The sequence below is a fragment of the Cryobacterium sp. Hb1 genome (assembly GCF_004403585.1).
Lineage (GTDB): Bacteria > Actinomycetota > Actinomycetes > Actinomycetales > Microbacteriaceae > Cryobacterium > Cryobacterium lyxosi.
The window spans coordinates 74,683-96,840 of record NZ_SOHI01000014.1; the positions used below are offsets into that span (position 1 = coordinate 74,683).

Annotated in this window: 16 protein-coding genes; 7 read left to right on the forward strand and 9 right to left on the reverse strand. The window is 60.3% G+C overall.

The window, feature by feature from the left end; genetic code table 11:
* Positions 1-20 precede the first annotated feature (20 nt).
* The gene (locus E3T38_RS05480; RefSeq protein WP_241984315.1) at positions 21-1,031 is read left to right on the forward strand and encodes an ABC transporter ATP-binding protein; all 1,011 of its coding nucleotides are present in this window, start codon (positions 21-23) and stop codon (positions 1,029-1,031) included.
* Entirely contained in the window at positions 1,015-2,082 is a 1,068-nt protein-coding gene (locus tag E3T38_RS05485) for an ABC transporter ATP-binding protein (RefSeq protein WP_134546894.1), read from the forward strand. Before E3T38_RS05480 ends, E3T38_RS05485 begins: the two co-directional genes overlap by 17 nt.
* A 1,007-nt stretch (positions 2,083-3,089) precedes the next feature.
* Here E3T38_RS05485 and E3T38_RS05490 read toward each other — a convergent pair.
* Genes E3T38_RS05490 through E3T38_RS05525 form a run of 8 tightly spaced genes read right to left on the reverse strand, consistent with a single transcriptional unit; the run spans position 3,090 to position 10,707 of the window.
* The gene (locus tag E3T38_RS05490) at positions 3,090-4,286 is read right to left on the reverse strand and encodes a M28 family metallopeptidase (protein ID WP_134546896.1); all 1,197 of its coding nucleotides are present in this window, start codon (positions 4,284-4,286) and stop codon (positions 3,090-3,092) included.
* Entirely contained in the window at positions 4,283-5,377 is a 1,095-nt protein-coding gene (locus E3T38_RS05495) for a DUF6786 family protein (protein ID WP_134546898.1), read from the reverse strand. The genes E3T38_RS05490 and E3T38_RS05495 overlap by 4 nt, the downstream gene beginning before the upstream one ends.
* A gap of 1 nt (position 5,378) precedes the next feature.
* Positions 5,379-6,041 carry a TenA family protein gene (locus tag E3T38_RS05500; RefSeq protein WP_166805437.1) on the reverse strand — a complete coding sequence of 221 codons (663 nt, stop codon included), beginning with the start codon at positions 6,039-6,041 and terminating at the stop codon, positions 5,379-5,381.
* Between the two features lie 5 nt (positions 6,042-6,046).
* Entirely contained in the window at positions 6,047-6,799 is a 753-nt protein-coding gene (locus E3T38_RS05505; protein WP_134546901.1) for a glutamine amidotransferase, read from the reverse strand.
* Complete coding sequence (locus E3T38_RS05510) at positions 6,796-7,899, reverse strand: phosphotriesterase (RefSeq protein WP_198417309.1); 1,104 nt, start codon at positions 7,897-7,899, stop codon at positions 6,796-6,798. Before E3T38_RS05510 ends, E3T38_RS05505 begins: the two co-directional genes overlap by 4 nt.
* Positions 7,872-8,894, reverse strand: coding sequence for an ABC transporter permease (locus tag E3T38_RS05515; RefSeq protein WP_134546903.1), 1,023 nt, complete (start codon positions 8,892-8,894; stop codon positions 7,872-7,874). Before E3T38_RS05515 ends, E3T38_RS05510 begins: the two co-directional genes overlap by 28 nt.
* Positions 8,891-9,694 (reverse strand): ATP-binding cassette domain-containing protein, encoded by an 804-nt coding sequence (locus tag E3T38_RS05520; protein ID WP_134546905.1) that lies wholly within the window; start codon positions 9,692-9,694, stop codon positions 8,891-8,893. Before E3T38_RS05520 ends, E3T38_RS05515 begins: the two co-directional genes overlap by 4 nt.
* 2 nt (positions 9,695-9,696) lie before the next feature.
* Positions 9,697-10,707, reverse strand: coding sequence for a substrate-binding domain-containing protein (locus tag E3T38_RS05525; protein WP_134546907.1), 1,011 nt, complete (start codon positions 10,705-10,707; stop codon positions 9,697-9,699).
* Positions 10,708-10,952: 245 nt separating this feature from the next.
* On the opposite strand from E3T38_RS05525, the gene E3T38_RS05530 reads away from it, so the two are divergent.
* From E3T38_RS05530 to E3T38_RS05550, 5 genes are all read left to right on the forward strand, one after another.
* Positions 10,953-11,975, forward strand: a complete 1,023-nt coding sequence (locus tag E3T38_RS05530) for a LacI family DNA-binding transcriptional regulator (protein WP_198417310.1) — start codon at positions 10,953-10,955, stop codon at positions 11,973-11,975.
* Entirely contained in the window at positions 11,972-13,228 is a 1,257-nt protein-coding gene (locus tag E3T38_RS05535) for an amidohydrolase (protein ID WP_134546911.1), read from the forward strand. The genes E3T38_RS05530 and E3T38_RS05535 overlap by 4 nt, the downstream gene beginning before the upstream one ends.
* 920 nt (positions 13,229-14,148) lie before the next feature.
* Positions 14,149-20,277, forward strand: a complete 6,129-nt coding sequence (locus E3T38_RS05540) for an ATP-binding protein (RefSeq protein ID WP_134546913.1) — start codon at positions 14,149-14,151, stop codon at positions 20,275-20,277.
* Positions 20,278-20,416: 139 nt separating this feature from the next.
* The gene (locus tag E3T38_RS05545; protein WP_134546914.1) at positions 20,417-20,770 is read left to right on the forward strand and encodes a type II toxin-antitoxin system RelE/ParE family toxin; all 354 of its coding nucleotides are present in this window, start codon (positions 20,417-20,419) and stop codon (positions 20,768-20,770) included.
* A gap of 93 nt (positions 20,771-20,863) precedes the next feature.
* Complete coding sequence (locus tag E3T38_RS05550) at positions 20,864-21,166, forward strand: XRE family transcriptional regulator (protein WP_134546916.1); 303 nt, start codon at positions 20,864-20,866, stop codon at positions 21,164-21,166.
* A gap of 504 nt (positions 21,167-21,670) precedes the next feature.
* Here E3T38_RS05550 and E3T38_RS05555 read toward each other — a convergent pair.
* Positions 21,671-22,042 (reverse strand): hypothetical protein, encoded by a 372-nt coding sequence (locus tag E3T38_RS05555; RefSeq protein ID WP_134546918.1) that lies wholly within the window; start codon positions 22,040-22,042, stop codon positions 21,671-21,673.
* Positions 22,043-22,158: the final 116 nt, after the last annotated feature.

Consider the following 22,158-nt stretch of genomic DNA (forward strand, 5'->3'; position numbering starts at 1 on the left):
AGTGATGCGAGGATGGGACCGTGCACGTAAACCTCACGATTTCGGGCACGAGTGCCCTCCGCGTTCGCGACCTGAACGTCACCTTCACCGGTGGGGGGCGCGAGGTGCGGGCGGTGCGGAACGTCGACCTCGACGTCGCCCGGGGTGAATTCGTCGCCTTGCTCGGAGAGTCAGGGTCAGGCAAGTCGGTCACGGCCAGGGCCATCATGGGCCTGGTCGACGAGCAGACCAAGGTCGAGGTGGGCGAGCTCGTCGTCGCCGGTGTCGACCTCAAGGGCCTCGACGACGAGGCCCGCCGGCTGCTGCGCGGCGACCGGATGAGCCTCGTGCTCCAGGACGCCCTCTCGGCCCTCAACCCAGTGATGACCATCGGCAAGCAGATCGGTGAGCTCTTTCGCGTGCATCGCGGAGCCACCGCCAAGCAGGCCAGGGCCAGCGCGATCGAACTGCTCGCGTTGGTCGGCATCCCCTCCCCCTCATCGCGGGTGGATGACTACCCGCACCAGTTCTCCGGTGGCATGCGCCAGCGGATCCTCATCGCCATGGCGATCGCCCTCGAGCCGGATATGCTCATCGCGGACGAGCCGACGACGGCGCTCGATGTCACGGTGCAGGCCCAGATCCTTGACCTCCTCGGCACCCTGCGGGACCAGCTTGGGATGGGTATCTTGCTGATCACCCACGACCTCGGCGTTGTCATGGAGGTGGCCGACCGGCTCGCCGTCATGTACGCGGGCCGCATAGTGGAGCGCGGCGACACCGACACAGTGCTGAACCGGCCCGCGCACCCGTACACCGAGGCGCTGTTGCGATCGGTTCCCCAGGCTGCCGACCGGGGCGAACGCCTTCTGACGATCCCCGGATCGCCGCCCAGCCCAGCCCAGACGCCGCCTGGCTGCTCCTTCAACCCGCGCTGCCGCCTGGCCATCGACCTGTGCCGCAGCGAGCGCCCACCACTGGTCGAAGTCACCCTAGACCGCGCCGCCGCCTGCCACCGATCAGAGGAGCTACTGAGTGAATCCGCGGCCTGACATCGTTGTCGACGACATACCAGTCGCGGATCGCCGCCTCGTACTCGAGGCCACCGACCTACGCCGCACCTTCACGAGCGGGTCTCGGCTGCGCCCGGTACACGTTTCGGCGGTCGACGGCGTGAGCCTCGGATTGCATGCGGGTGAAACCTTGGGCGTCGTGGGAGAGTCGGGCTGTGGCAAGTCGACGCTGGCTCGGATGCTAGTGGGGCTTGAGCGACCGGATGGCGGGAGCCTCAGCTACCACGGCGTCGACGTCACTCGCGGGCGGCATCGCGACCGCCGGCAACTGCGCCGCGGCGTGCAGATGATCTTCCAGGACCCATACACCTCGCTCGATCCGCGCATGAGCGTCGGGGACATCATCGCCGAGCCCCTGGCCGCCACCCGCACCGGAAATTCCGCAAGCCAGCGGGAGCGCGTCGCCGAACTACTCGGGCTCGTCGGTCTCGCGCCCGATATGATGACCCGATATCCGCACCAGTTCTCCGGCGGCCAGCGTCAGCGGATCGGGATCGCGCGCGCGCTCGCCCTCGACCCCGAGGTTCTCGTATGCGACGAGGCGGTGTCCGCCCTCGACGTGTCGGTTCAGGCACAAGTGGTGAACCTGCTCGGCGACCTCCAGAAACGACTCGGCGTCGCCATCTTGTTCATCGCCCACGATCTCTCCGTGGTGCACCATATCGCCGACCGCGTAGCAGTCATGTACCTGGGCCGGATCGCCGAGATCGGCGACACAGACACTATTTACAACTCTCCGTCGCATCCGTACACCCAGGCCCTGCTCTCGGCGACTCCGGCCCATACCACGGCCGATCGCGGACGCCTGGCGCGACGACGGATCCTCGGCGGCGAACCGCCGTCACCGGTCAACCCGCCCAATGGATGCCGGTTCAATCCGCGCTGCTGGATGGCGACGGACGAGTGCAGCACTGTCGTTCCGCCGCTGCGGGAACTTCCACTTGCCGTGGGACCAGCCGGTAGCCGCCTGGTGTCCTGCCACCACGCCGAGGAAGCGCTCACCCAAGGGGTCGGGCGCGAATCGATCTGAGCGACGGATCCTTCGCGCACGCCGAGTCGAGAAGGCATTGGTCCGCAGTCGCTGACACTTGTTGCACGTCTCGCGGGCAACAACCTACGCACGGCAGCACACCAGCTCAACGAACGCCCCCGGAACACCCGCGACTGGGACACCCCCGGAACACCCGCGACTGGGACACCCCCGCCGAACGCTTCGCTAAGCTACTGATCACTGAATAGACCACCCGGCGTTGCAACGACCCCCAGAAACCGCCGCGGTTCTGGCCCTATTTTCAGTTGGCAGGTACAGTAATCGTTAGCCTTGGAATTCGATGCGAGAGACCAAGCTCCGGACATGCGCATATCGGTAACGGTCAGAAGTGTCAGCGCTCTCCAAACGCGCGTCTGCGGATGACGAACCCTCGTATCCGAATCCCGACGGCCGCCCAGACGGCTCGTTACACCGCTCAAGTAGCGAGCCAGCATCACGAACGCTAAACGGCGCGCGGCCCCGTTCGGATGCCATAGCTGACAACTTCGCCGACGCCCGCCAGCGCCTCCGCGACTGGGTGGCGACATCGGGGACTCGACTGGAACGTAATCGGCGGACGCGCCAGTCCGCTTGGCCGGCCGAGCCGCCTGAGGAGGTAGTCGACGACGACATCGTCAGCGACCGCGACGAGGACTTCGTGCTCGATGAGGTGAGGCGGAGGCGGGATGCCGGGCCTGCGTTCAATACCTACGGGAAATGTCAATGATCACCGGAATGCCTGACCAAACGTGAAGGCGAATTGTGGCTTATCCCTTGGCGTCCGGTCATGTGACTCCTCCGCAATGTCACGCACCTGGATGGGTGGCTAGCATTCTGATCGGTCCTGCGTAGGCGCGTTCCAGAAAATAACATCATCCCAAAAGGAGGCATCACCCACATCCTCTCCCGAAGGCGTGAGTCCTGTTTAACTGCGTTCCTCTTATTGGCCCATGGGAATGTACTCCTGGGTGCGTCGCGCTGGGTCGGCTCGAGAACCACATGTTGGCCTATAGAATCCCGGGAGCTACAGCTCGTTGGGGAATCTCGAGATTGCGAACAAGGTGATCGACGAGTCCCACTGTCCATACAATGTTTGCAGCGATCTCATGATTGGGAACGTCTTCTGGTTGATGGAGCCGGTTGAAGTCGTTGAAGGTCATAAATCCTGAGGGCACGCCTACGGCGTAGAAGGCAGCGTCGTCCGTTCCCATTGGTGGGGGGAAGCGGGAGATGACGTCGAGTCCGCCTCGTGTGGATTCGATGTACCGTCGGATGGTGCCGCTGAAGGCAACTTCGAACCGCTCCGGCGCTCCGAACGACTCGAGGAACTTCCCTCGGCCGAGCCCATCAATGTTGATGACATAGCCAACATCGTCGAGCGCTGTCTGGTGCGCCTGGGCGACATAGGCTCGTGAGCCGCTGAGGTGCCATTCTTCCCCGGTGAAGAAGACGAGGCGGGTCGGGTTCTGAGGCGGATTAATCGCCCATTGTTTGGCGAGGTGCAGGAGGGCGATCGTGCCGCTGCCGTTGTCGTAGGCCCCTGGGGTGTTCCAGAAGGTGTCGTAGTGCGCGCAAATCAAAAGCGTGGGTTCTTCTTCGGAACCGATCGTTCCGGGGAGATCAACTATGAGGTTGTCGCCGGCGGCTTGACCATCGTGGGCGCTGTCGAGTTCGAACTCGACCAGGACTCGTCTGCCGTCAGTGATCCATTCGCTTAGCTGATCACTGTCGTTGCGACTCACTGCGAAATGCGGTGCGGCGTAGTCGGAGCCAGACGGTAACGGCTGGGGCGCTGCTGGGCCGGTTTCCCGGCCCAGCACGTAGGCAATAACCTCATCGTTCACATCCAGAACGAGGAATCGGCGCCAAACTATCGAGTCGCCCCAGAGGCCTTCCCTACCCTGCGCGACCAGGCGACCGGATTGCACGCCGTTGGAAGGGCCACTCCAAAGCAAAGGCCAGACACGAATCTCGCGGGCAAATGGTTCCGCTATGGTAAGTCTGCAGGTCTCCCCCGGTGCCCAACCGGGCACCACCACGGGCTGACGTTCGACGGCTAGGCCTGCAACCGCAAGTTGCTCTTCGAGCCAGGCCGCCGAGTTATGGAGGCCTTCTGTGCCGTGGAAACGGATGCCTCGCTCGGTCAGCGCGACGAGGTCACCGAAGGCTTGATCACGGGCGATGGAGTCGTCGGATGACGTCATATGTATTCTCCAGATTCGTCGAGCAGAGAAACGGGAATCTCCATACCGAGCAGTTGGTTGGCGACATCGCTGAGCTCAGTCAGACTCCCCCGGAAACACCAGGTGCTGAACCGGTCACTGGTGGTCGTCTCTCCAGCCATGAGACCGAGCGTTCGACCGCGGGATTCAAGCTCAGCAAATCCACCGAGGTCGCCGTCGTCGTTGTAGAGATGAATCGAGTCGCCGTTTATGCCCGGAGCAAAATCTGGCTCTTCCGTGTACTCGGCAGACGGGTCATTGGGAAAGGATCGGATAATCAGCACCAGGCCCCCCTCGTCGTCACAGCGTACATAGCCGAGCCGGCCGAAGTTCTGGGCAGCCTTCACGCCGATCTTGAAGCGTTGATTCCCGGACAACCCCACAGCGATTCCGTTCGAGACGAAGGTGAGGTTTCTACCTACCTCCTCGTAGTAGTCCGTGACAGTGGGCATCGGTGCTGTGGGAATGAGAGCAATGCCGCCTGGAAAGACCTGATTCAGATTCCAGGATTCGCTTAAGATTGCTTCGTCGCTGGATTGGGTTAGGACGACGGTGCTGGTGTATCCGGCGAATGGTACGGCTGCGAAGCGGTCGTCAAAGTCGGTGAGTTGGCGGAGCGGGTTGGCTGACTGGGTCACATGCAAAGTCGTCGCAAACGTTACTGGACCGGTGGGTGCCAAGTAGGACTCGAGCTCGAACCGACTCACGAGCGTGACACCGGTGCCCGTCGGCTCCAGGGTGTGCGTTCCGGGGTCGAGTTGGGGCGGCAGGTCGTAGCTGCCCCAGTAGTCCTTGCGGTCGGGAATCATGTACCGGATCTCGGGGCCCACCCAATTTCGTTCGCCGCCGACGTTCCAGAACCCAGAGGCGATCAGCTCCTGAAGGCGTTTCGCCTCACCGAAAGCGTCCGGAACCCAGTTCGTCGACCGGGCCTCCGCATGGTCGAAGGGGCCGTAAATGCGCCCACCGTAAGACGAGACGATGACGGAGGCTTCACCTCGGAGTGCGACTTTGTGCCACGCGATTCCGACGGCGGTGAGCGCCTGTTCAAGTTGACTGCGGGTAATGTTCATGTCACGCTCCGTCGAAGTAGATGGCGTCGTGAAAGTTGTCCTCGGCCCCGAGCATGGCCGTGAACCAAGCGTCGAGATGCTCGTCGCTTCCGCCGCCCTCGGCCGTCGTCTCAGGCAAGGCCTCGACAAAAGCGCCGAGGATTCCAACCTGTTTCCGAAACGAAGGCGACACATGCAGGGCGATCCAGGCATCTAAGTCAAGAACAGGGTTCAGCTCCCGGGATGCCGCTGCCCTCGAACACCACTCGAGATACAGGGTCTCGGCCGCGAACATGTTGACGATCGCCCCGGCATACCCAGCAGAGGAGACACTACCGAGGACATAGGTCGAGAGCCCGCTCGAGAGTTCGATGGCCCGACCGATGTCGGCGGGCGCCGCGTTGTGTCGTGCACGGACGTCGTGAAAGTAAGTGAGCTGCTCACCCAATAGGTCTTCGATGCTGGCCGCGTGGTGTGCGACGGAGTCCCAGTTCGGCTCTGCGAAGAGTGTGAACGCCCTCACGCGCACGGCCGCCTTGACGAATTGTTCCTCGATTGCCAGGTAGCGGGCAAAGTGCTGGGGGGCCAGCGAGGAGTCCGTGGCCTCCGTGATGAATCGTCCGTTGAGGCTGCGTTCGAGGATGTCGCGGTTGCGCGCGACGAGCTCATGCGATCGGGGTTTCACGGACGTCACTTTCCGGGGTTCAACCAGGTGATCAGGTTGTTGAAGAGCGCCGGGTAATCGTCCCACTGCTCACAGAATTCCGGCGGGGCCCAGTGGGGCGAGCAGTCCGACGTGAAGACTGCAGAACGGCCAGCCCCGTAGTTGTGGACCGCGATGAGCGGGTCGTTATCGACGGACGCGACCAGCTCTGAACCGGGTTTCAGGACGGTCTTGTTGTAGCCGAGCAGATGCGGCCACTCACCGGCGATGCTGGCGACAATAGCGTGCTCGGGATTGTTGATTGTCGCCACAACTCCAGCAGGGCGTTCCATCCGGTCGTCGTCGGCGAGCATTTCCACGGGCAGGATCTCGGCCATGATGGTCTGCCGGAAGGCGGCTTTGCCCTCGAAGCCGGTGAAAGAGAGGTAACCGCCGACCATCAGCAGTCCCCCGCCGTTGGCGACCCATCCGGCGAGTACGCCGAGGCGGTCGCTACCACGTTGAAACTTGTCGAACACGCTGGGGGCGAGCTGGATACTGTTGGCGCCAATGTCCGACAGCACGACAACGTCGTACGCGGCGAGCTCGTCGGCGGTGCCTGGAAACATGGTGGGCACCAGATGACCCGGCAGGTAGGTCACGGTATGGCCGACACCTTCCAGCGCGTCACGGAGTGGCCCAACTCCCTCGACATAGCTGTTCATGGTGAAGGAGTCGACACCCTTGATGTGCGTGGACTGGGTGATCCAGGACTCGCCGGCGATCAGTACTCTGCTCATTTTTTGTTCGCTTTCGTCGTTTGTGCGGCGTGCAGGAAGAGTTGGGAGGGGTTGCTGTCGAGAATGCTGTCCGCGTCGACGCCCGCGGCGTTTAATCGTTCCCGGAAGGGACCGGATACGAAGCCGAGGCCGTGGCCTCCGTGGCGGCTGAGCATGGCTTTCAGAAAGAGGTCGTGGCTGAGTAACAGCCGGTTTTCGTGGCCCTGGCCGGCCAGACGGATGATGGCCGCTTCGGTCTCGTCGACGAGGGGCGAGCGCCCTTCACCCGGATAGGTGAACGGCATACCAATCATGTCGAACTCGACCCAGACCCCCCGCTCTGCGATCTTTTGTTGGTAGACCGAGTCGGCGCCCGAGGGGTCCATGTGGCAAAGAACGACAGCCGATGGGTCCACGAGCATCTCGTCGAGAACGACGCGTAGCACTTGGCGTCCGAGGCGCTCCCAGCCGGGGAGATGTATAAATAGGGGAACGCCGACGTCCACCTGCACACGACAGGCTGCCCGCAGTGCGCGTTCTTCACCATCGGTGAAGTCGGCCGAGATTCCGATCTCGCCGATGACGCCGGGGCGGATGCTGTCGGAGACGCCTGCTGTGAATTCTTCCGCGAGGGCGTTGGCGAGTTCGTCGATGCTTCCCAGTGTGTCTTCGAAGCGTTCGAGGTACCAGCCGGACCCCATGATCACGTTGACTCCGCTGTCTTCCGAGAGTGCTCGCAGCGCTCGTGGAGCGCGTCCCAACCCGGGAGGGGTCACGTCGACGACGGTGGAGCCGCCGAGATTAGCGAATGCTCGCAGTTCGTGAAGGGCGTCCGAGGAACTGTCCAAGGTGCAGTTGTCGTAGCTGCTGTAGGGCTCGAGCAGGAGACGCTCACGATTCAGCGGGTCGACCGGTGCGGTCAGTAGGTCCGCCGTTCCTGGACGGCTTCCGGGGAGGACTGCTGCGCGCACGTCGTTGAGGAGGTGTTCGTGCGTCAGCGTTCGTCCGAGCTCAGAAGCGAGCATCGGGCCGGTGACGGTCGTTACGGTGACCTGGGTGCTGAGCCGGTCGACATTCATGTTCTGCGCACCGGTCATGGGCGCCGGAATCGCTTCCGCCACGCCTCGAATATGTCGCTGCTCCGCAGGTTCAGCCAGATAGCGAGGATGATGACGCAGCCGGTAAGGATGGGGGTGAGGAATGCGCTGATGCCTAGAAGGGTGAGCCCGTTGGCGATCATGCCGATAATCACGGCGCCGATCACCGTGCCGATGACCGTACCTCGACCGCCGAATAGGTCGGTGCCCCCGAGGACGACGGCGGCAATGACGGTCAGTTCAAAGCCGACGCCTGAGTTGGACGAGCCGGACCCGAGGCGTGCCGCGATCATGATGCCGGCTATGCCCGCAGCTATGCCGGTCATGCCGAGGACGGCGGCTTTGATGTACTTCGTGTTGATTCCGGCTCGCCGCACGGATTCTTCCTGCGCGCCGATGCCATTGACATAGTTCCCGAATTTGGTGTGGTGCAGGAGCACGATACCGATGAGGACGACGGCGAGGGCAACCCACGCTTGGTAGGTGAAGCCGAGTAGGGTGCTGCGGCCGAACTGTCCCAGGATCGTTTCTCGTTCGATGGGGATGGAAAACCCTTCGGTACGAAGCTGGGCCACTCCACGAATGACCGACATGGTGGCGAGGGTGACGATGAACGACGGGATGCCTTGGAAAGCGGCAAACCAACCGTTGACTAGGCCCCAGGCGCAGCCGGCGAGAATTCCGATGACGATCACGACCCAGGATTGCAGCCCGGACTGCAGCAGTTCGGCGCTGATCGCGGCGACGAACGCGATCGTTGCCCCGACCGAGAGGTCTATCTGGCCGGTCGTGATGACGAAGGTCATCGCCACGCCGACGACCACGACGGGTGCGATCTGTGTGGCTAGATTGCTGATGTTGCCAAAGGATATGAACCCGGGAGCAGTTCCGGCAAACACGACGAAAAGAACTGCCATAACTCCGAACATGACGACCGTGGGCTTGTGTGCTCGCTCCCATGCGGACGGTCGGGTGGCCGACACGGCGGTCTGGGCGGGTCGTTCCGCTACTGCGGTCATGAGTGGCTCCTCTCGGGGCTGGTGGAGGACTTTTCGGACGCCGGGGAACTGCCGCGCGCTCCGAGCGGTGTTGTCGATCTAGTGATCAATCCGACGAGGCTTTCGATGGTGAGGTCGTCGATGGGCACGCTTTCCAAGCTCTGCCCTTCGTACATCACGGCGATTCGGTCGCATACGCGGAAGAGGTCTTGCAGACGGTGGGTGATCAGGATGACGCCGACGCCGCGGGCTGAGACGGTTTGAATGAGGTTCAGAACCTGCTCGACTTCAGCGACGGCGAGTGCCGCGGTGGGTTCGTCGAGAATAAGGATGTCCGGGTTCAAGGAGACGGCTCGGGCTATCGCGACGGACTGACGTTGGCCTCCGGACAGGCGAGAGACGTCCTGGTAGGTGCTCTTAACTTTCACTCCTAACAGGGCGAGCTGCTGCGCAGTCTCATCGTGCATCCGCGCGCGGTCCAGGAGCGGGCCTTTGTGCGGTTCGCGGCCCAGGAAGAAATTGCTGGCGACGTCGAGAGTCCCGCAAAGGGCCAGGTCCTGGTAGACCATGCCGATGCGTTGGTTTCGGGCGTCTTTGGGACTGGCGAAGGTGACGGTTTCGCCACCCACCAGGATCTCGCCGGAGTCCGGCTGTTCGGCTCCGGCGAGAACCTTCATTACTGTGGATTTCCCGGCACCGTTATCGCCGACGAGACCGAGGACTTCGCCGCGTTTCAGGGTGAGGTTCACGCCGCGAAGCGAGGTGACCGCGCCATAGGACTTGGTGATGTTTCGGAGTTCGACGAGAGGGACACCGGTCATGATTAGCGCTCCAGGTAGTAGAGGAAGTCGGAGTAGTTCTCGGGAGTGACGATCTGCGTCGCGATGGGGACGAAAGCGTCTGTCGGCTCACCACAAGCGGCATTGATTGCGGCGTTCATGCCCTCGTACCCAAATTCGTAGGTGTTCTGCTGCACGATGGCTTTCAACCATCCCTCTTCCAGACCGGCCACCGCGGCCTGCGAGAGATCCCATCCGACGACGCTGACCCGGTCGCCAGCATTTTGCGTTTCAACGGCTGCCGCCAGCCCGATCAAGGCGGGCTCACCGGTTGCGAAGGCGAACCCCATCGTGGGATTGGCTGTGAGGAGATTCTCGGCTGCGGACTGCGCAGTCTCCTGCACGTTCTTGCCATCGACGATGGTGCCCTCAGCAAAGCCATCGCTGATGGCCTGATCGATGAAGCCCTTCTGACGTGCAAGCTGAATCGTGCTATTTAGAGCGCCGACGATTCCGATCTCACCGCGCGTCTTCGTGCTCGTCGCGAGGTACTCGGCGAGCTGCTGACTGCTCTCGGCATTGGCCGTGCCGACCGCGCTGGCAATGGCTGACGAATCGACGATCCCGTCGACGACAACAACAGGAATATTCGCCTCAGCAGCCGCGTCAATGGCCGGCTTGATGCCCTCCGTGTCGATGGGCAGGATGATGATCGCATCCATCTCCTGCGTGATGAACTGTTCTACGGCCGTGACCTGGGCCAGGGGGTCGTCGTTCGCGCTGACGAGCTGGAGGTCGACCCCTGCCGCGTCCGCGATCGTCTGCGCGCCCGTATTGATCTGGTTGAAGAACAGTGCCTGCAAATTGATGGTCACAAGCCCGACTTTCAGGTCAGTGCGGCAGGCCGTGGCGATATTGGCGGGCACCGGGATCGAACTGACCGCAGCGATTGTGGCCGTCGGTGCGCTATCTCGGCTGGCTGCGGCATCACACGCGGTCAGACTGAGTGCGGCCAGCGCAACGAGGCCAATGGCTGGGATCGATTTGAGTCTCATAGTGATCTCCTTCTAGAACGAGTCTCGGTACAGATTTACGGAAGTGCCACATCTCACGCCAGCCGATGGAACCGGAGAGAAAGTAGCGGCATCATGAATGTGCGTAATCGATTACATTTTGTATCCTCAACATAGAGGCAACCTACGTGTGCCACAAGGTAAACTTCGGTAGTAGCGCATCAATTAACGCAATTGAAACACTGGATTGAGGATGTAAACGATTGCATCAGTCAACAATTACAGATGTGGCACACGCCGCTAACGTCTCTACCGCCACCGTCTCCCGGGCACTTTCGGGCACCGGACGGGTAAGTGAGAAGACGCGTCGAAAAGTCTTGAAAGTCGCGTCAGAACTGGGTTACATGGGAAATTCGATCGCGCGGGCGCTGCGCAGCAAACACTCCGGAATCGTAGGCATGATCGTTCCGAGCATCTCTAACCCGTTCTTTACCGCACTGGTGGAAAGCGTCGAACACGAACTTCAGCTCGTCGGCAAGACGCTCTTCCTCTGCGACTCGCAGGGCGACGTGGCCTTGGAGGCGCGCCGCCTGCGATCGCTGCAGGAAAGCCACGTCGACGGCATCCTGATCAGCCCATGCCATGGCATCGAGAGCGTCACAGCCCTCAACAACATTCCCAAGTCGATTCCGGTCGTCCAGCTCGACCAATTCGTGGTCGGCACCGCAACGGACTGGGTCGGCATCGACGACGAGAAAGCCATGGAACTCGTCCTCAGCCACGCAGCCCAGCAAGGTGCCACGAGCGCAGTCTTCGTCAGTTCCGCCTCGACAAACTCGTCCACCCAAGCACGTCTGGCCGGTTTCCTCAAGCACTCCGAAACCCACGGAATCAGCGTCGAACCGGACGACATCATGCTGGGCCGGTTTTCCGTCGAATGGGGCGAAAAGGTCGGCGCACGGCTCCTCGCGCATCCTAAGATGCCGGACGTCATCGTGTGCGGCGCCGACATCATCGCATTCGGTATTATCCGCGCCTTCACCGCGGCCGAAGTCTCAATCCCCGGCCGCGTCATGCTGACCGGATTCGACGACGTCGCCTTCGCGTCCATCATCACACCGTCCCTCACCACCGTTCGGCAGCCAACCCGCCTCCTCGCCGCCGAAGCGGTCCGCCTCATGTCCCAGCCCCCGACCGAAGGCGTGAAAGCGCACGCAAAAGTCGCCTTCGCTCCGCAACTGATCATTCGCGAGAGCACCACTCGCCCCGCAGGAGGGGACGCAACCCGAACTCAGGAATTCACCTCATGAACACACTTCGCGTCACGTCCCTGCCTGAGGAGAGAGTCGTAAACCTTTTAGGTCTCTATGAACATCTCCACCAGAACCCTGAGCTCGCCTTTCAAGAATTCGAGACAGCCAAGACGCTTTCCGAGCGCCTAACGGGCCTCGGCCTCACCGTCCGGACCGGAGTCGGCGGCACCGGGATAGTCGCACTCCTCGCCAACGGCGGCGGCCCCACCGTAGTACTCCGCGCGGACATGGACGCACTGCCAATTCAGGAAGACACCGGACTCGCCTACGCCAGCGCGAGAACAACACCCGGCGGGACAGGAATCATGCACGCCTGCGGGCACGACGTACATATGGTCGCCATGCTGGGAGCTGTCGAGGTTCTTTCCACCAACCGGCCGGACTGGACAGGCAATCTCGTCGTCGTGTTCCAGCCTGCCGAGGAGATCGGCGCCGGGGCCCGAGCGATGATCGAGGACGGCCTCTTCGATCTCGTTCCCACACCCAACGTCATACTGGGGCAACACGTCGGCAACCGGCCGGCCAGAACTGTGTCTAACACGGCGGGCCCGGCGATGGCCGCTGCAGACAGCCTTCGCGTGACGATTAATGGGCGAGGCGCTCACGGATCCCGACCTGAAGCATCCATCGATCCCATTCTGATCGCCTCGTCCATCGTCACGAAGCTCCAGAGCATCGTGGCGCGGGAAATATCACCCGCCGATGCGGCAGTTGTCACCGTCGGATCGTTTCACTCGGGTTCGAAGGAAAACATCATTCCCTCGACCGCGGAGATCAAAATCAACCTTCGATCCCTCAACCCCGCTGTGCGCCGGCGACTACTGGCCGCCGTTAAACGCATCGTGGTGGCAGAATGCTCCGCGGCCGGGACCGACACTGCGCCCGTGATCGAAAGCATCGGAGAATTCCCATGCCTTGTCAACGACATAGTTAGCACGAAGCGCACGGTCGCCGCGCTGCGCGCGGGACTAGGAGACACAAGCGTCACCGAGATGCCTGCGATCATGATCAGCGAAGACTTCGGAATCTTCGGCACGACAGCCAGCGTTCCCTCATTCTCCTGGTTTATCGGTTCAGTAGAGCCCAGGCGCTTCGCAGCGGCGTTCGCCGATGATGCGGTTGACCGGTCGATCCCGGCGAACCACTCCGCTGGGTTCGCACCGATCCCTCGGCGCACGATCACGACAGGCATCGATGCTCTGCTTCTGGCATTCAGTGCGTGGTCCGGCCCGGCGGCGAAGACATCGTAGGAGTAGGTATGAATAGGATTGGCGCCTGCACACCACCGATAGATCGAGTGCAAAGGCGAGGTTTTAATGGTGCTGATGCCCATCATTAACCCACCTGAATCAACCGTGACCGACCGAACATAGACGCGTACACTCGGAAGCAGTGAACCACCCGGTTCCCTGCGAAATCAAGGGAATCCGCGAGTTCCCGAGACATTCGGTCACGTCCAGAAGCATCTTGATTCTGCAAGGGGTCGCAGGTTCGAATCCTGTCAGCCCGACCAAAAGTCCCGGTAGATCGCAAGATTTGCCGGGACTTTTTCGGTTCCATTTGATTGGCTACCTAATTGGCCATCGTTTTGACGCGATTTCGGCCACGCCATGCGGTTCGACCACTTTGGTTCAGATGTTTTTCGATCGGCTTGGAATGCCATTGGTATGTGAGGGAAATCAAATCACCCGATGACCTTCCCTCGTGTTGATGCCTCCATGTCACAATTCGCGTCTCAGGCACGATTCTGGGCGCAGGGGCGAGCCGACGTTTGGTGGAGTCACCCGTGACGGCCAGGTCGCGACGCCTCGTGGGGACGCCGGAAGGGCTTGGAGCGCGGTCTGCTTTTCTGCTTGCCTGCCCGCACCGATGGCACACGGAGGCACGGTGGAATGCGTCCGCCGCATGGTGATTCCGCAGTCGCCCTGACCGGCCGGCTCCGACGCCCAAGCATCTCCAGTTCGGCCCGGCAGGTTGCGGGACGCAAGATGGCGCAGGAGGTGCTATCGGCGGCCCCTGGTTCCAGTCGTTCGATTCCCAACCGATACTGCTTGTCGCCTGCCCCGATCCGATCCCCTCATCAGAACAAGAACCGCGAAGGGATCAGGAGCGGTTCGATACCTTCTCTGCGCGTTCTAGACTTGAAATCATAGACGAGCGGGTTGCGGCGATGGTACGGGGGAGAAAACAGTTCATGACCCAGCTTCCACTTCCAGGCGAGCAAAGCGCCCTTCGCGGATTCCGCTGGCAGTACGACCATATTTCGAAACTGGTCTATGACGCGATCGTCGATTCTGACTTGGACAAGCTGGTACTCGCTTCCACAGCTGCGGGTCAGGTGGATGACCTTCTCCTTTATTTGAATGGCCGACGCATCGCACTCCAGTACAAGGCTGGGGTTAGCAAGGCCACGATCACTTTCAATGAGCTCGTCAAATCCGGCAAGACGACCACAGGAAAACCTACTGACTCATTGTGGAGAGCGCTCGCCCGCGCCTGGCAAGGACTCGAGGCTGACGACGACCGCCCGCTCACCGTGCATCTCGCCATGGCGGCGGCCGCGTCTACCAGCGACCACGTAACCGACGCGGGACCTAACCGCCACTCCCCGGACCATTTCCGAGCCTTCCTGGCGCGAGCATTGGAACCGCTGAGCTCAGGCAGTAAGGAGATCAATGATCTCCCTGAGTGGAGCGTGCCGCTCGGCAGGCTCCAGGAGGAATCACAACTCGCCGATCACGACTTCATCAAGTTTCTTGGGTCGGTCCGTTTGGATCTCGGGCTGAACGAGGCCTTGGACGACAGCGACGGCACGAGGAATGCGGACCTTCTGCATCTGTCGACCTCTCTGTGGCGGGAGGTCAGCAAAGCAAGTGGCTCGGTTGAGCTCGGCCGCGACCAGGTTCTAAGCCTCGCGAATTGGAAACACAGGAAGTCCTTTCGAAGCGTTCATGAATTCCCTGTCAACCGCGCGGCTTACTCGCCGCTCGTCGGCGCCGTCAACCTGCTCCATCAGAAGCTCCACGATATGGGATCCGGGTACATCGCGGTTACGGGCGCCCCAGGGGCCGGTAAGTCAACTTTGCTTTCGCATGCATTTTCGAGCGTCAATGATCGAGTTGTCCGGTACTACGCCTTTGTCCCGGGTCATGGGGGGAATGCCAGAAATCGTCTCTCTGCTGAGTGGTTACTGCATGACCTCAGCACGATGCTCCGCGATGCCGGACTGCACGCCCGCCAGAAGCAACTGACTGCCCTCAATGTCCAAGCCCTCCGACAGTCGATTCTCGAACAATTGGATGCCGCGTCGACAGAGTTTGCCGAAACTGGTAGACGAACGATAATTGTTGTGGACGGCCTCGATCATGTACAGCGCGACTACTCGGGCAACGACGCCCTTACCGCAGAACTGCCCAAACCGACCGACCTCCCGCCCGGTGTGATCGTCCTCGTTGGTAGTCGGGACCTCAGCCCATTGGGAAGCGAAGCCCGACAGTTCATTGAAGACGGGCGAACTGAGGTAAATCTGGAAAATCAGAGGCTCCCAAAAGTCGCCGTGATCGAGGTCTGTCGCCGCATCGAAGCGACACGGCACTTGGCTCCTAAGGTGCACGGCATAGTCGCCGATCGGAGCGCTGGCCACCCTCTTTCCCTTGTCTACCTGCTGGCAAGAATGGACGACTATGCCGGAGACGATCCGGAGGCCTTCGTTCGATCAGTCCCTCAATACAACGGCGACATTGCGATGCAGTATCGCGCTGCGTGGGATGCGCTAGGAGCAAGCGGGGAAGTAGAACGAGTGCTGCGTATATGCAGCCGGCTCCGAATCGGGTTCGACCTAGATTGGGTGCGAACTTGGACGTCTGATTCCACAGCACGTCTCTTCCGAACCCAGCTGCGATACCTCTTCCGGGTGGAGGGAAAGCGGTGGAGGTTCTTCCACGATTCGTTCCGCCAGTTCGCGCGAGAGCGAACATCAATCGGTAACGACCGGGCTCCGGATCCAGAAATAGATCGACAGGCGCACGCTGAAGTAGCGGCTATCTGCGAATCCAGCCACAACCTGACGATGAAGGCTCAAGCTCTCTTTCACCGCTACCAAGCGAGCGAACTGGAAACTGTCGTTACTTTAGGTACCCAGAATCGATTTCGAACTCAATTTCTGGAGCTACGTGCGGCCTCGGAGATTGCTGACGATGTCAGACTTCTGATGTCGGCCGCCGCACGGACCGCAAACTTTCCAGCCCTGCTGCGCGGGCTGCTCATGCTGTCGGAGGTAGGCGACAAAGCGTCGGAGATCGAAGATATCGATGCCTGCAAGGTACTGCTTCGCTCGGGGCTCGTGGAATTGGCGATCGACTATGTCGGTGACGAACAGCATCTGCGAGTGCCTTTAGCACACGCGTACAATTTGGCAGCGGACTTGGCCTTGGAAAACAACGCCGCCGGCGAACGTGTTTTTCAGATGGTCCAACACTTCGGGCTTGAGCAGCCAGGCAACTCGAGAAGGAGTAATACAGACGCCGATGTAGCTGAGGGTTGGGCCAGGTGCGCTGCGCACTTCCTACCAATCGAGATTTTTCTTCGTCGGATCCAAGGCGTGGTCCCCACAGAAATCGGCGAAAGAGAGTGGGATTTCGATCGTGGCTACAGCGTGTTTGCGCAGTTGCTCGGCGCGTTCATTAGCGAACTAAGCCTCGCGTCGAAGGTGGACCTCCTACCGATCGATTCTGCGATCCTTGATGAACTCGGAAGGCTCAAGACCAAGGGATTGGCGAACAAAAAGACAGCACGCCTCACGGCGCTGCTAACTGACCTGCGATTCCGGGCGCACGTGGCTGACTTGAGGAGCACCGACGGGTTCGACGAGCGTGTGTCGCTTTTCGCACAACTGAGAAATATACTCGATGGCCAACCGATGTACTCGTCAACCCTGATCGAGTTCGCGACTCTCGAGGCCGAGTATGGATCTTTGGACCGCGCACTGCGGACGCTACGGCGGACGAACTATGACCAAGCAATGACGCTCTCCGAACTCGGCACCAGCAGCGACCCTGATGCGATCGCGAACCATTACAAATACTGGAGGCTTCGCCACGAATTGGAGATCGGTTTAGGGTTCCGTCCGCCAACTTTCAGCGACGGCCCCCTACCATCCCTGAGCCCCTCCTCGAAGACTCCGGCGGGCGACGATATTTCGCCCTCTGCTCCCATTCATCGCGATTCGAAGGGGATTCGTCTCGTGCAGCGAATGGACCTCTACCTGCGCGAGGTCGCACTGGCACAGGCACTTGTCGCCGTCGGAGCCGATGTAAGCGAGGAAGAGATCTGGGAAGCATTGAGTGTTGTGATTCACTTGTTTCCCCCGGTAAAACAGAACCGGTCAGACGATTCCGTACGCGGGCTGAGAGCCAAGCGAGTAGAGCTTCACCAGCTCTGCATTCGGGCATTTCGTGATGTCAATTCCAGCCTACTCATCAGGTACGAGCGCGCTGTTGCCAGACGTATTGAAGCTGAGGCATCCGAGTGGCCGGCTTCGATCCGTGTCGCTCTCGGCATCGAGCTCGAGGGCCTTGGAATGTCGTCCACATGGCTCGCGGATGGACTCGGTCTATTCGAAAATCAAGTGATCGATCAGGGAGTAAACGGCGCGCTACTCGATCTACTCACGCTTGCAGACGCCTACACGGAACTTGGCGCGCAGGACGAGGCGGCGCGGGTCTGCATGCGTTTGTGGAAGACAACGCTCGGCATGGGATCGCGAAATGACGCTCAACTTCAGAGTTGGGTTGAATGGCTAGGCCGGGCCTCTCCTCACATAGACGATCTCGAGGCGGAGGCAATGTGGCTTGCGCAAGTCCTCGTCGCCGCCGAACCGCTCACAGATCAGCCGATTGGAGCAGAGCGGCTGCCAGCGGTACTAGCGAAGGCTTCTCCACGAACCGCTCTCGACACCTTTGAGTATCTCGTCTCACACGGCACCGTCTCTCACACAGACGCAATGGCCAACCTGCTGACAGGCCTTCTCAATGTGAATAGACCGTCGAGTGAAACTGTGCGACTCGCTGCTGATATGACTGGAGCTCTAATCGCGGCTGCGTCTAATCGCGCTCATCCAGAATTGGCTGAATCCCTTGCACGTCAGGGCGATCCAAGCGCTATCACACGACTTAGAGCCGAGATCGGGAACGTCGCGCTACCTACCACCCGAGTGACGTGGTATCAAGCGCTATCGAAAGCCCCAGAACTCGCATTCGACCGCACGGAAGCCGACGATCATTACAACGACTTGGAGATGATAGACGAGAGGCGCCTGTCGCGCTTGGAGGTCACCAACATTGCCGTCGATCTCGCCTCGCTCGGAACGCTCCTAAGACAAGAGAAGCCGTCCTCGCGCTTTAAGTGGATTGAAGTACTCGACGCCAACTTTCCCGGTCATGTAGTCCCAGAACTTGTGGGAGTGTTCGTAGGAACACCCCACGAGGCGAAGGTCCTCGTATGGGCCGCCGAACGCGCACTTTCGAACAGCAACATATCAAAGTCGCAGGAGTTCGCTGCAGCCGCGCTCGCACTCGCACCCCTAGATACTTGGGTTAGCAACCGCGACGCGCTACGGCGCAGAGCGATTCACATCTTGGTTACCACGGGGGCCATGACGCCCCAGAACGCGGCCGAAGACTTCGTGCGCTTTATCTCTGAAGAGAGCTGGTACAGCTATTGGCTGAATACCGATCTAGATGGCATCTTTGAGGCGTTAGGTGTTGACACGTCCTCATCTGAATATTGGGACATCATCCGCGAATTCCTTGGAGGTCTTGCCGAGAACTTGAGCCTGCCCGCTCCACCGTCAGAAGCCCCAGGTGTGAAATGGTGGCTCTCCACCCAACTTCCAGCGCGGCGTATGTCGTCACCGATTGACGTCGATGGCGCGGTCGCTGAGTTGCTTGTGATGCATTTGACCCATCCTGTATGGGCAGTGCGCGAGGGAACTGCACGAGTTGTTGTCTCGGCATTGAAACGAGGATCACCAGAGGTAGCACACGCGATAGCGCGATTGGTCGAGACTGACGCAGCGGATGATGTACTAGAGTCAGTCGCTGCGTGTCTGGCTGCCATTGGCAACAGCAATTACACAGACCTGGCACCCATTCGCCGGTTAATCGCGACCCACAAGAACATCCTCATCCGGAGGCTGTCGGCACCAGATTCTAGAGTTCACGAGCTTCGAATCCCGCGCGAATTGTCGGGAAGCTATTATCTCGCTCTGCCTGCACAAGAGTCGTCGCAATCGGGCGCGCTGTTCGGTGATGGCGATCCCTTTCTCGCGCCGTTCGACGAACAGTATGAATTACTGTCGGAGCTGACAGGCATTGACATTGACGCCATCCTTGCGGTTGCAAGCCGCTATGCGAGCACCGCGTTAAGTGGACTCCCCAGCGCGGAGAACGTGAAAGCCTCCCTCACCGGCGCAAAAATGACGCTCATTTACCCCAGCTCCGATATTCTGTCCTCCAGAAGCGCATATGGGCGAGTGCTCGGGGACCTCGTCGATGCCGGCAAAATCGTCTCTCTGTCCGCGCATTCTGAGCGGCTGCTCAGATCGGGGGACGTCGGCCTAATCGGTCGCAACCCAGACCGCGTGCCGGAAGTGCTTCCATCTCTCCCTGCCGCAGGGCACGACCAAACCCCAACAACCTGGCTCGCAGAGATCGAGACCAGACTCGATGAATACATCGCGGCAATTCGATCTGACGGCATGCAACTCATTGGAGCTCGCAGCATTCTGACCGTCCTGAACTGGTCTCATCTCGAGGAACGATTCTCGTGCACACTCGTGAAACGATCCGCCAGTTTTTTGAAACCCTCCAGTGTTGTGAGCGCATGGATGTCTGACCTCTGGAATGTTGGCAGCGTGCCCGATGATGTCGGCCTCGAGAACCTGTTGGTAGAGAACAACAACTTCGCATTCATGGAGAGGCGGGCAGACTGGCTGGCCGTAAACCCTGTGCTAGCCCGTCTCCTGCAATGGAAACCCGACCGGGACTTCATCGGGGGTTGGCGCACTGCGGCCGATCAACCTGCAGCGGCAACAAAATGCTGGACCAACGGAACTTGGGGTCGATCGGGTCCGATGTTTGACGATTCTGTCTCAGAAGGATTCGCTGTGATCCTTTCAGTCGAGGCGTTGAACACAGTTCAGAATGCCATCGGGCCTCTCGATCTAGTTTTCACCCTCTCGCGCAGCGATCAAAAGCGTAGCGTTCCAGAGAGAACGGTCAGCCGCCGGGTCAAGCTGTGACCAACAGAATACAAGATGGATTGACCTCTCGCCGAGGGAGCGGGGTGGAGTAGTCGACAATGGCGGCGAGCTGTTACTCAGATCATCATCCAGAAACCTTATAGGTAATACACCCTGAGAGTAATAGAGTGGTTACGAGATGTGGACCGTTGACCTGACTTTGATCGAGGATTGGCTTGGCGACCTCGACGATGACTCCTATGAGCAAGTGATCGCCGCGATCGAGCTGCTGGCCGAACGGGGCCCGCAGCTTGGTCGACCGATCGTTGACACGGTGACTGCTTCTCGACACAAGAATATGAAGGAGCTCCGGCCAGGCTCAGCGGGGAGATCCGAGTTGCGCGCTCTGTTCGCCTTCGACCAGCGCCGGAAAGCGATCTTTCTCGTAGCTGGTGACAAGGCCGGAAACTGGAAGCGCTGGTACAAAACGAACATTTCGATCGCAGATAACTTATTTGACCAACACCTCAAGAATTTGCGGAATGACAGTTGAACCGCACGCTCCAGACCCGCACATCGAACGGAAAATCGGCACACAATGCACGTACGGCAACAACCAGAAACGAACCAGGAAGGGATTGAGACCATGACCAGCCTTAACGACATACTCGCCCGGCGCCCGGTGAATCGGCCCAATGTCGACTCACACAAGAAGCGCATGCTCGACGAGGTCCGCGCCTATCGGCTCCGTGAGCTCCGCGAAGCGAACGACCTCACTCAAGTCGAACTAGCCACGCTGCTGCACGTCACTCAAAACCGGATCTCACGCATCGAGCATGGCGACATCGAACGAACCCAAGTCGACACGCTTCGCAAGTACGTTGAAGCGGTCGGTGGACGGCTCAAAGTCGAAGTTGAGATCGGCGAAGACACCTACCAGATCGCCTGACACAGGTATCCGACATGACGGGGTCGCCGCGACAGCTCGGACCACGGTTCCCCTCGTCACGTTTCGACTTTGCATCCAGTCCGATGTCCATCATTTACCCACCTGAATCAACCGTGAGCGACCGCACGTTGACGCGTACACTCGGAAGCAGTGAATCGCCCGGTTCCCTGCAAAATCAAGGGAATCCTCGAGTTCCCGAGACATCCGGTCACATCCAGAATTGCCTTAATTCTGCAAGGGGTCGCAGGTTCGAATCCTGTCAGCCCGACCAAAGGGCCGTTCGCGAAACTGTTCACGAAACGGCCCGGTTGGAACAAAAAGAAATCGCTCCTGAGGATTCTCAGGGGCGATTTCTGGTTTAAGCGGGGTATTCGTGGAGTTGTGTTGGCGATTCGTCGACCGAGACCGTGTCGCCGGTGGTTTTTTGTGTTTTGGGGCGCGTCGGATTGTACGGAATGCGGGAGGCGTGCCCTCTCGGGCGGTAGCGGCGGCGTATGTGGCCGTTTAGGTTCTTCGCGGTGGTCCGCCGGTTTCGTCGCCGTCTGATCGTTTGGGTTTGGTGGGTCGCTTTACATCGTGCGGGTAGGTGTCCGTGTAGGGGTTGTGGAATTCTCGGTCGCGACGCCGGACGGGTGAGACTTGAGGTTCGCCGTTGACCTGTTTCTTAGCGTCGTCTTTGATCTTGTCGCTAACGAACGCGGCGATCTTGCGCAGGTTAAAGTTGGCGAGCAGCATGGTGACGATGATTTGGGCGGCGCCGAAGCCGCGGACGCGGCGGCGGCTGGCGGATTCGATATGCCCGACGTTCACAACGCTAAGAATAGCGATGCGCGCGCGCAGAGGTACGACTATCGGCGGGGCGTGCTCGGTAACCAACCAGAGAGATCCTCCACCCCAGCGGGCTTCCTGCTGGCGGCATCGGTGACAGTGGAGTACCGGTCGGGTGTCCGGGGTGCGGAGGGGGCGGCGCTCCCGAACCAATTCGAACAAAT

Excerpts from the sequence above, each read along its gene's own strand:
- E3T38_RS05490 (WP_134546896.1), bottom strand. The coding sequence starts at position 4,286 with ATGACGTCATCCGACGACTCCATCGCCCGTGATCAAGCCTTCGGTGAC.
- E3T38_RS05495 (WP_134546898.1), bottom strand. The coding sequence starts at position 5,377 with ATGAACATTACCCGCAGTCAACTTGAACAGGCGCTCACCGCCGTCGGA.
- E3T38_RS05505 (WP_134546901.1), bottom strand. The coding sequence starts at position 6,799 with ATGAGCAGAGTACTGATCGCCGGCGAGTCCTGGATCACCCAGTCCACG.
- E3T38_RS05515 (WP_134546903.1), bottom strand. The coding sequence starts at position 8,894 with ATGACCGCAGTAGCGGAACGACCCGCCCAGACCGCCGTGTCGGCCACC.
- E3T38_RS05520 (WP_134546905.1), bottom strand. The coding sequence starts at position 9,694 with ATGACCGGTGTCCCTCTCGTCGAACTCCGAAACATCACCAAGTCCTAT.
- E3T38_RS05525 (WP_134546907.1), bottom strand. The coding sequence starts at position 10,707 with ATGAGACTCAAATCGATCCCAGCCATTGGCCTCGTTGCGCTGGCCGCA.
- E3T38_RS05535 (WP_134546911.1), top strand. The coding sequence starts at position 11,972 with ATGAACACACTTCGCGTCACGTCCCTGCCTGAGGAGAGAGTCGTAAAC.
- E3T38_RS05540 (WP_134546913.1), top strand. The coding sequence starts at position 14,149 with ATGGTACGGGGGAGAAAACAGTTCATGACCCAGCTTCCACTTCCAGGC.
- E3T38_RS05545 (WP_134546914.1), top strand. The coding sequence starts at position 20,417 with ATGTGGACCGTTGACCTGACTTTGATCGAGGATTGGCTTGGCGACCTC.
- E3T38_RS05550 (WP_134546916.1), top strand. The coding sequence starts at position 20,864 with ATGACCAGCCTTAACGACATACTCGCCCGGCGCCCGGTGAATCGGCCC.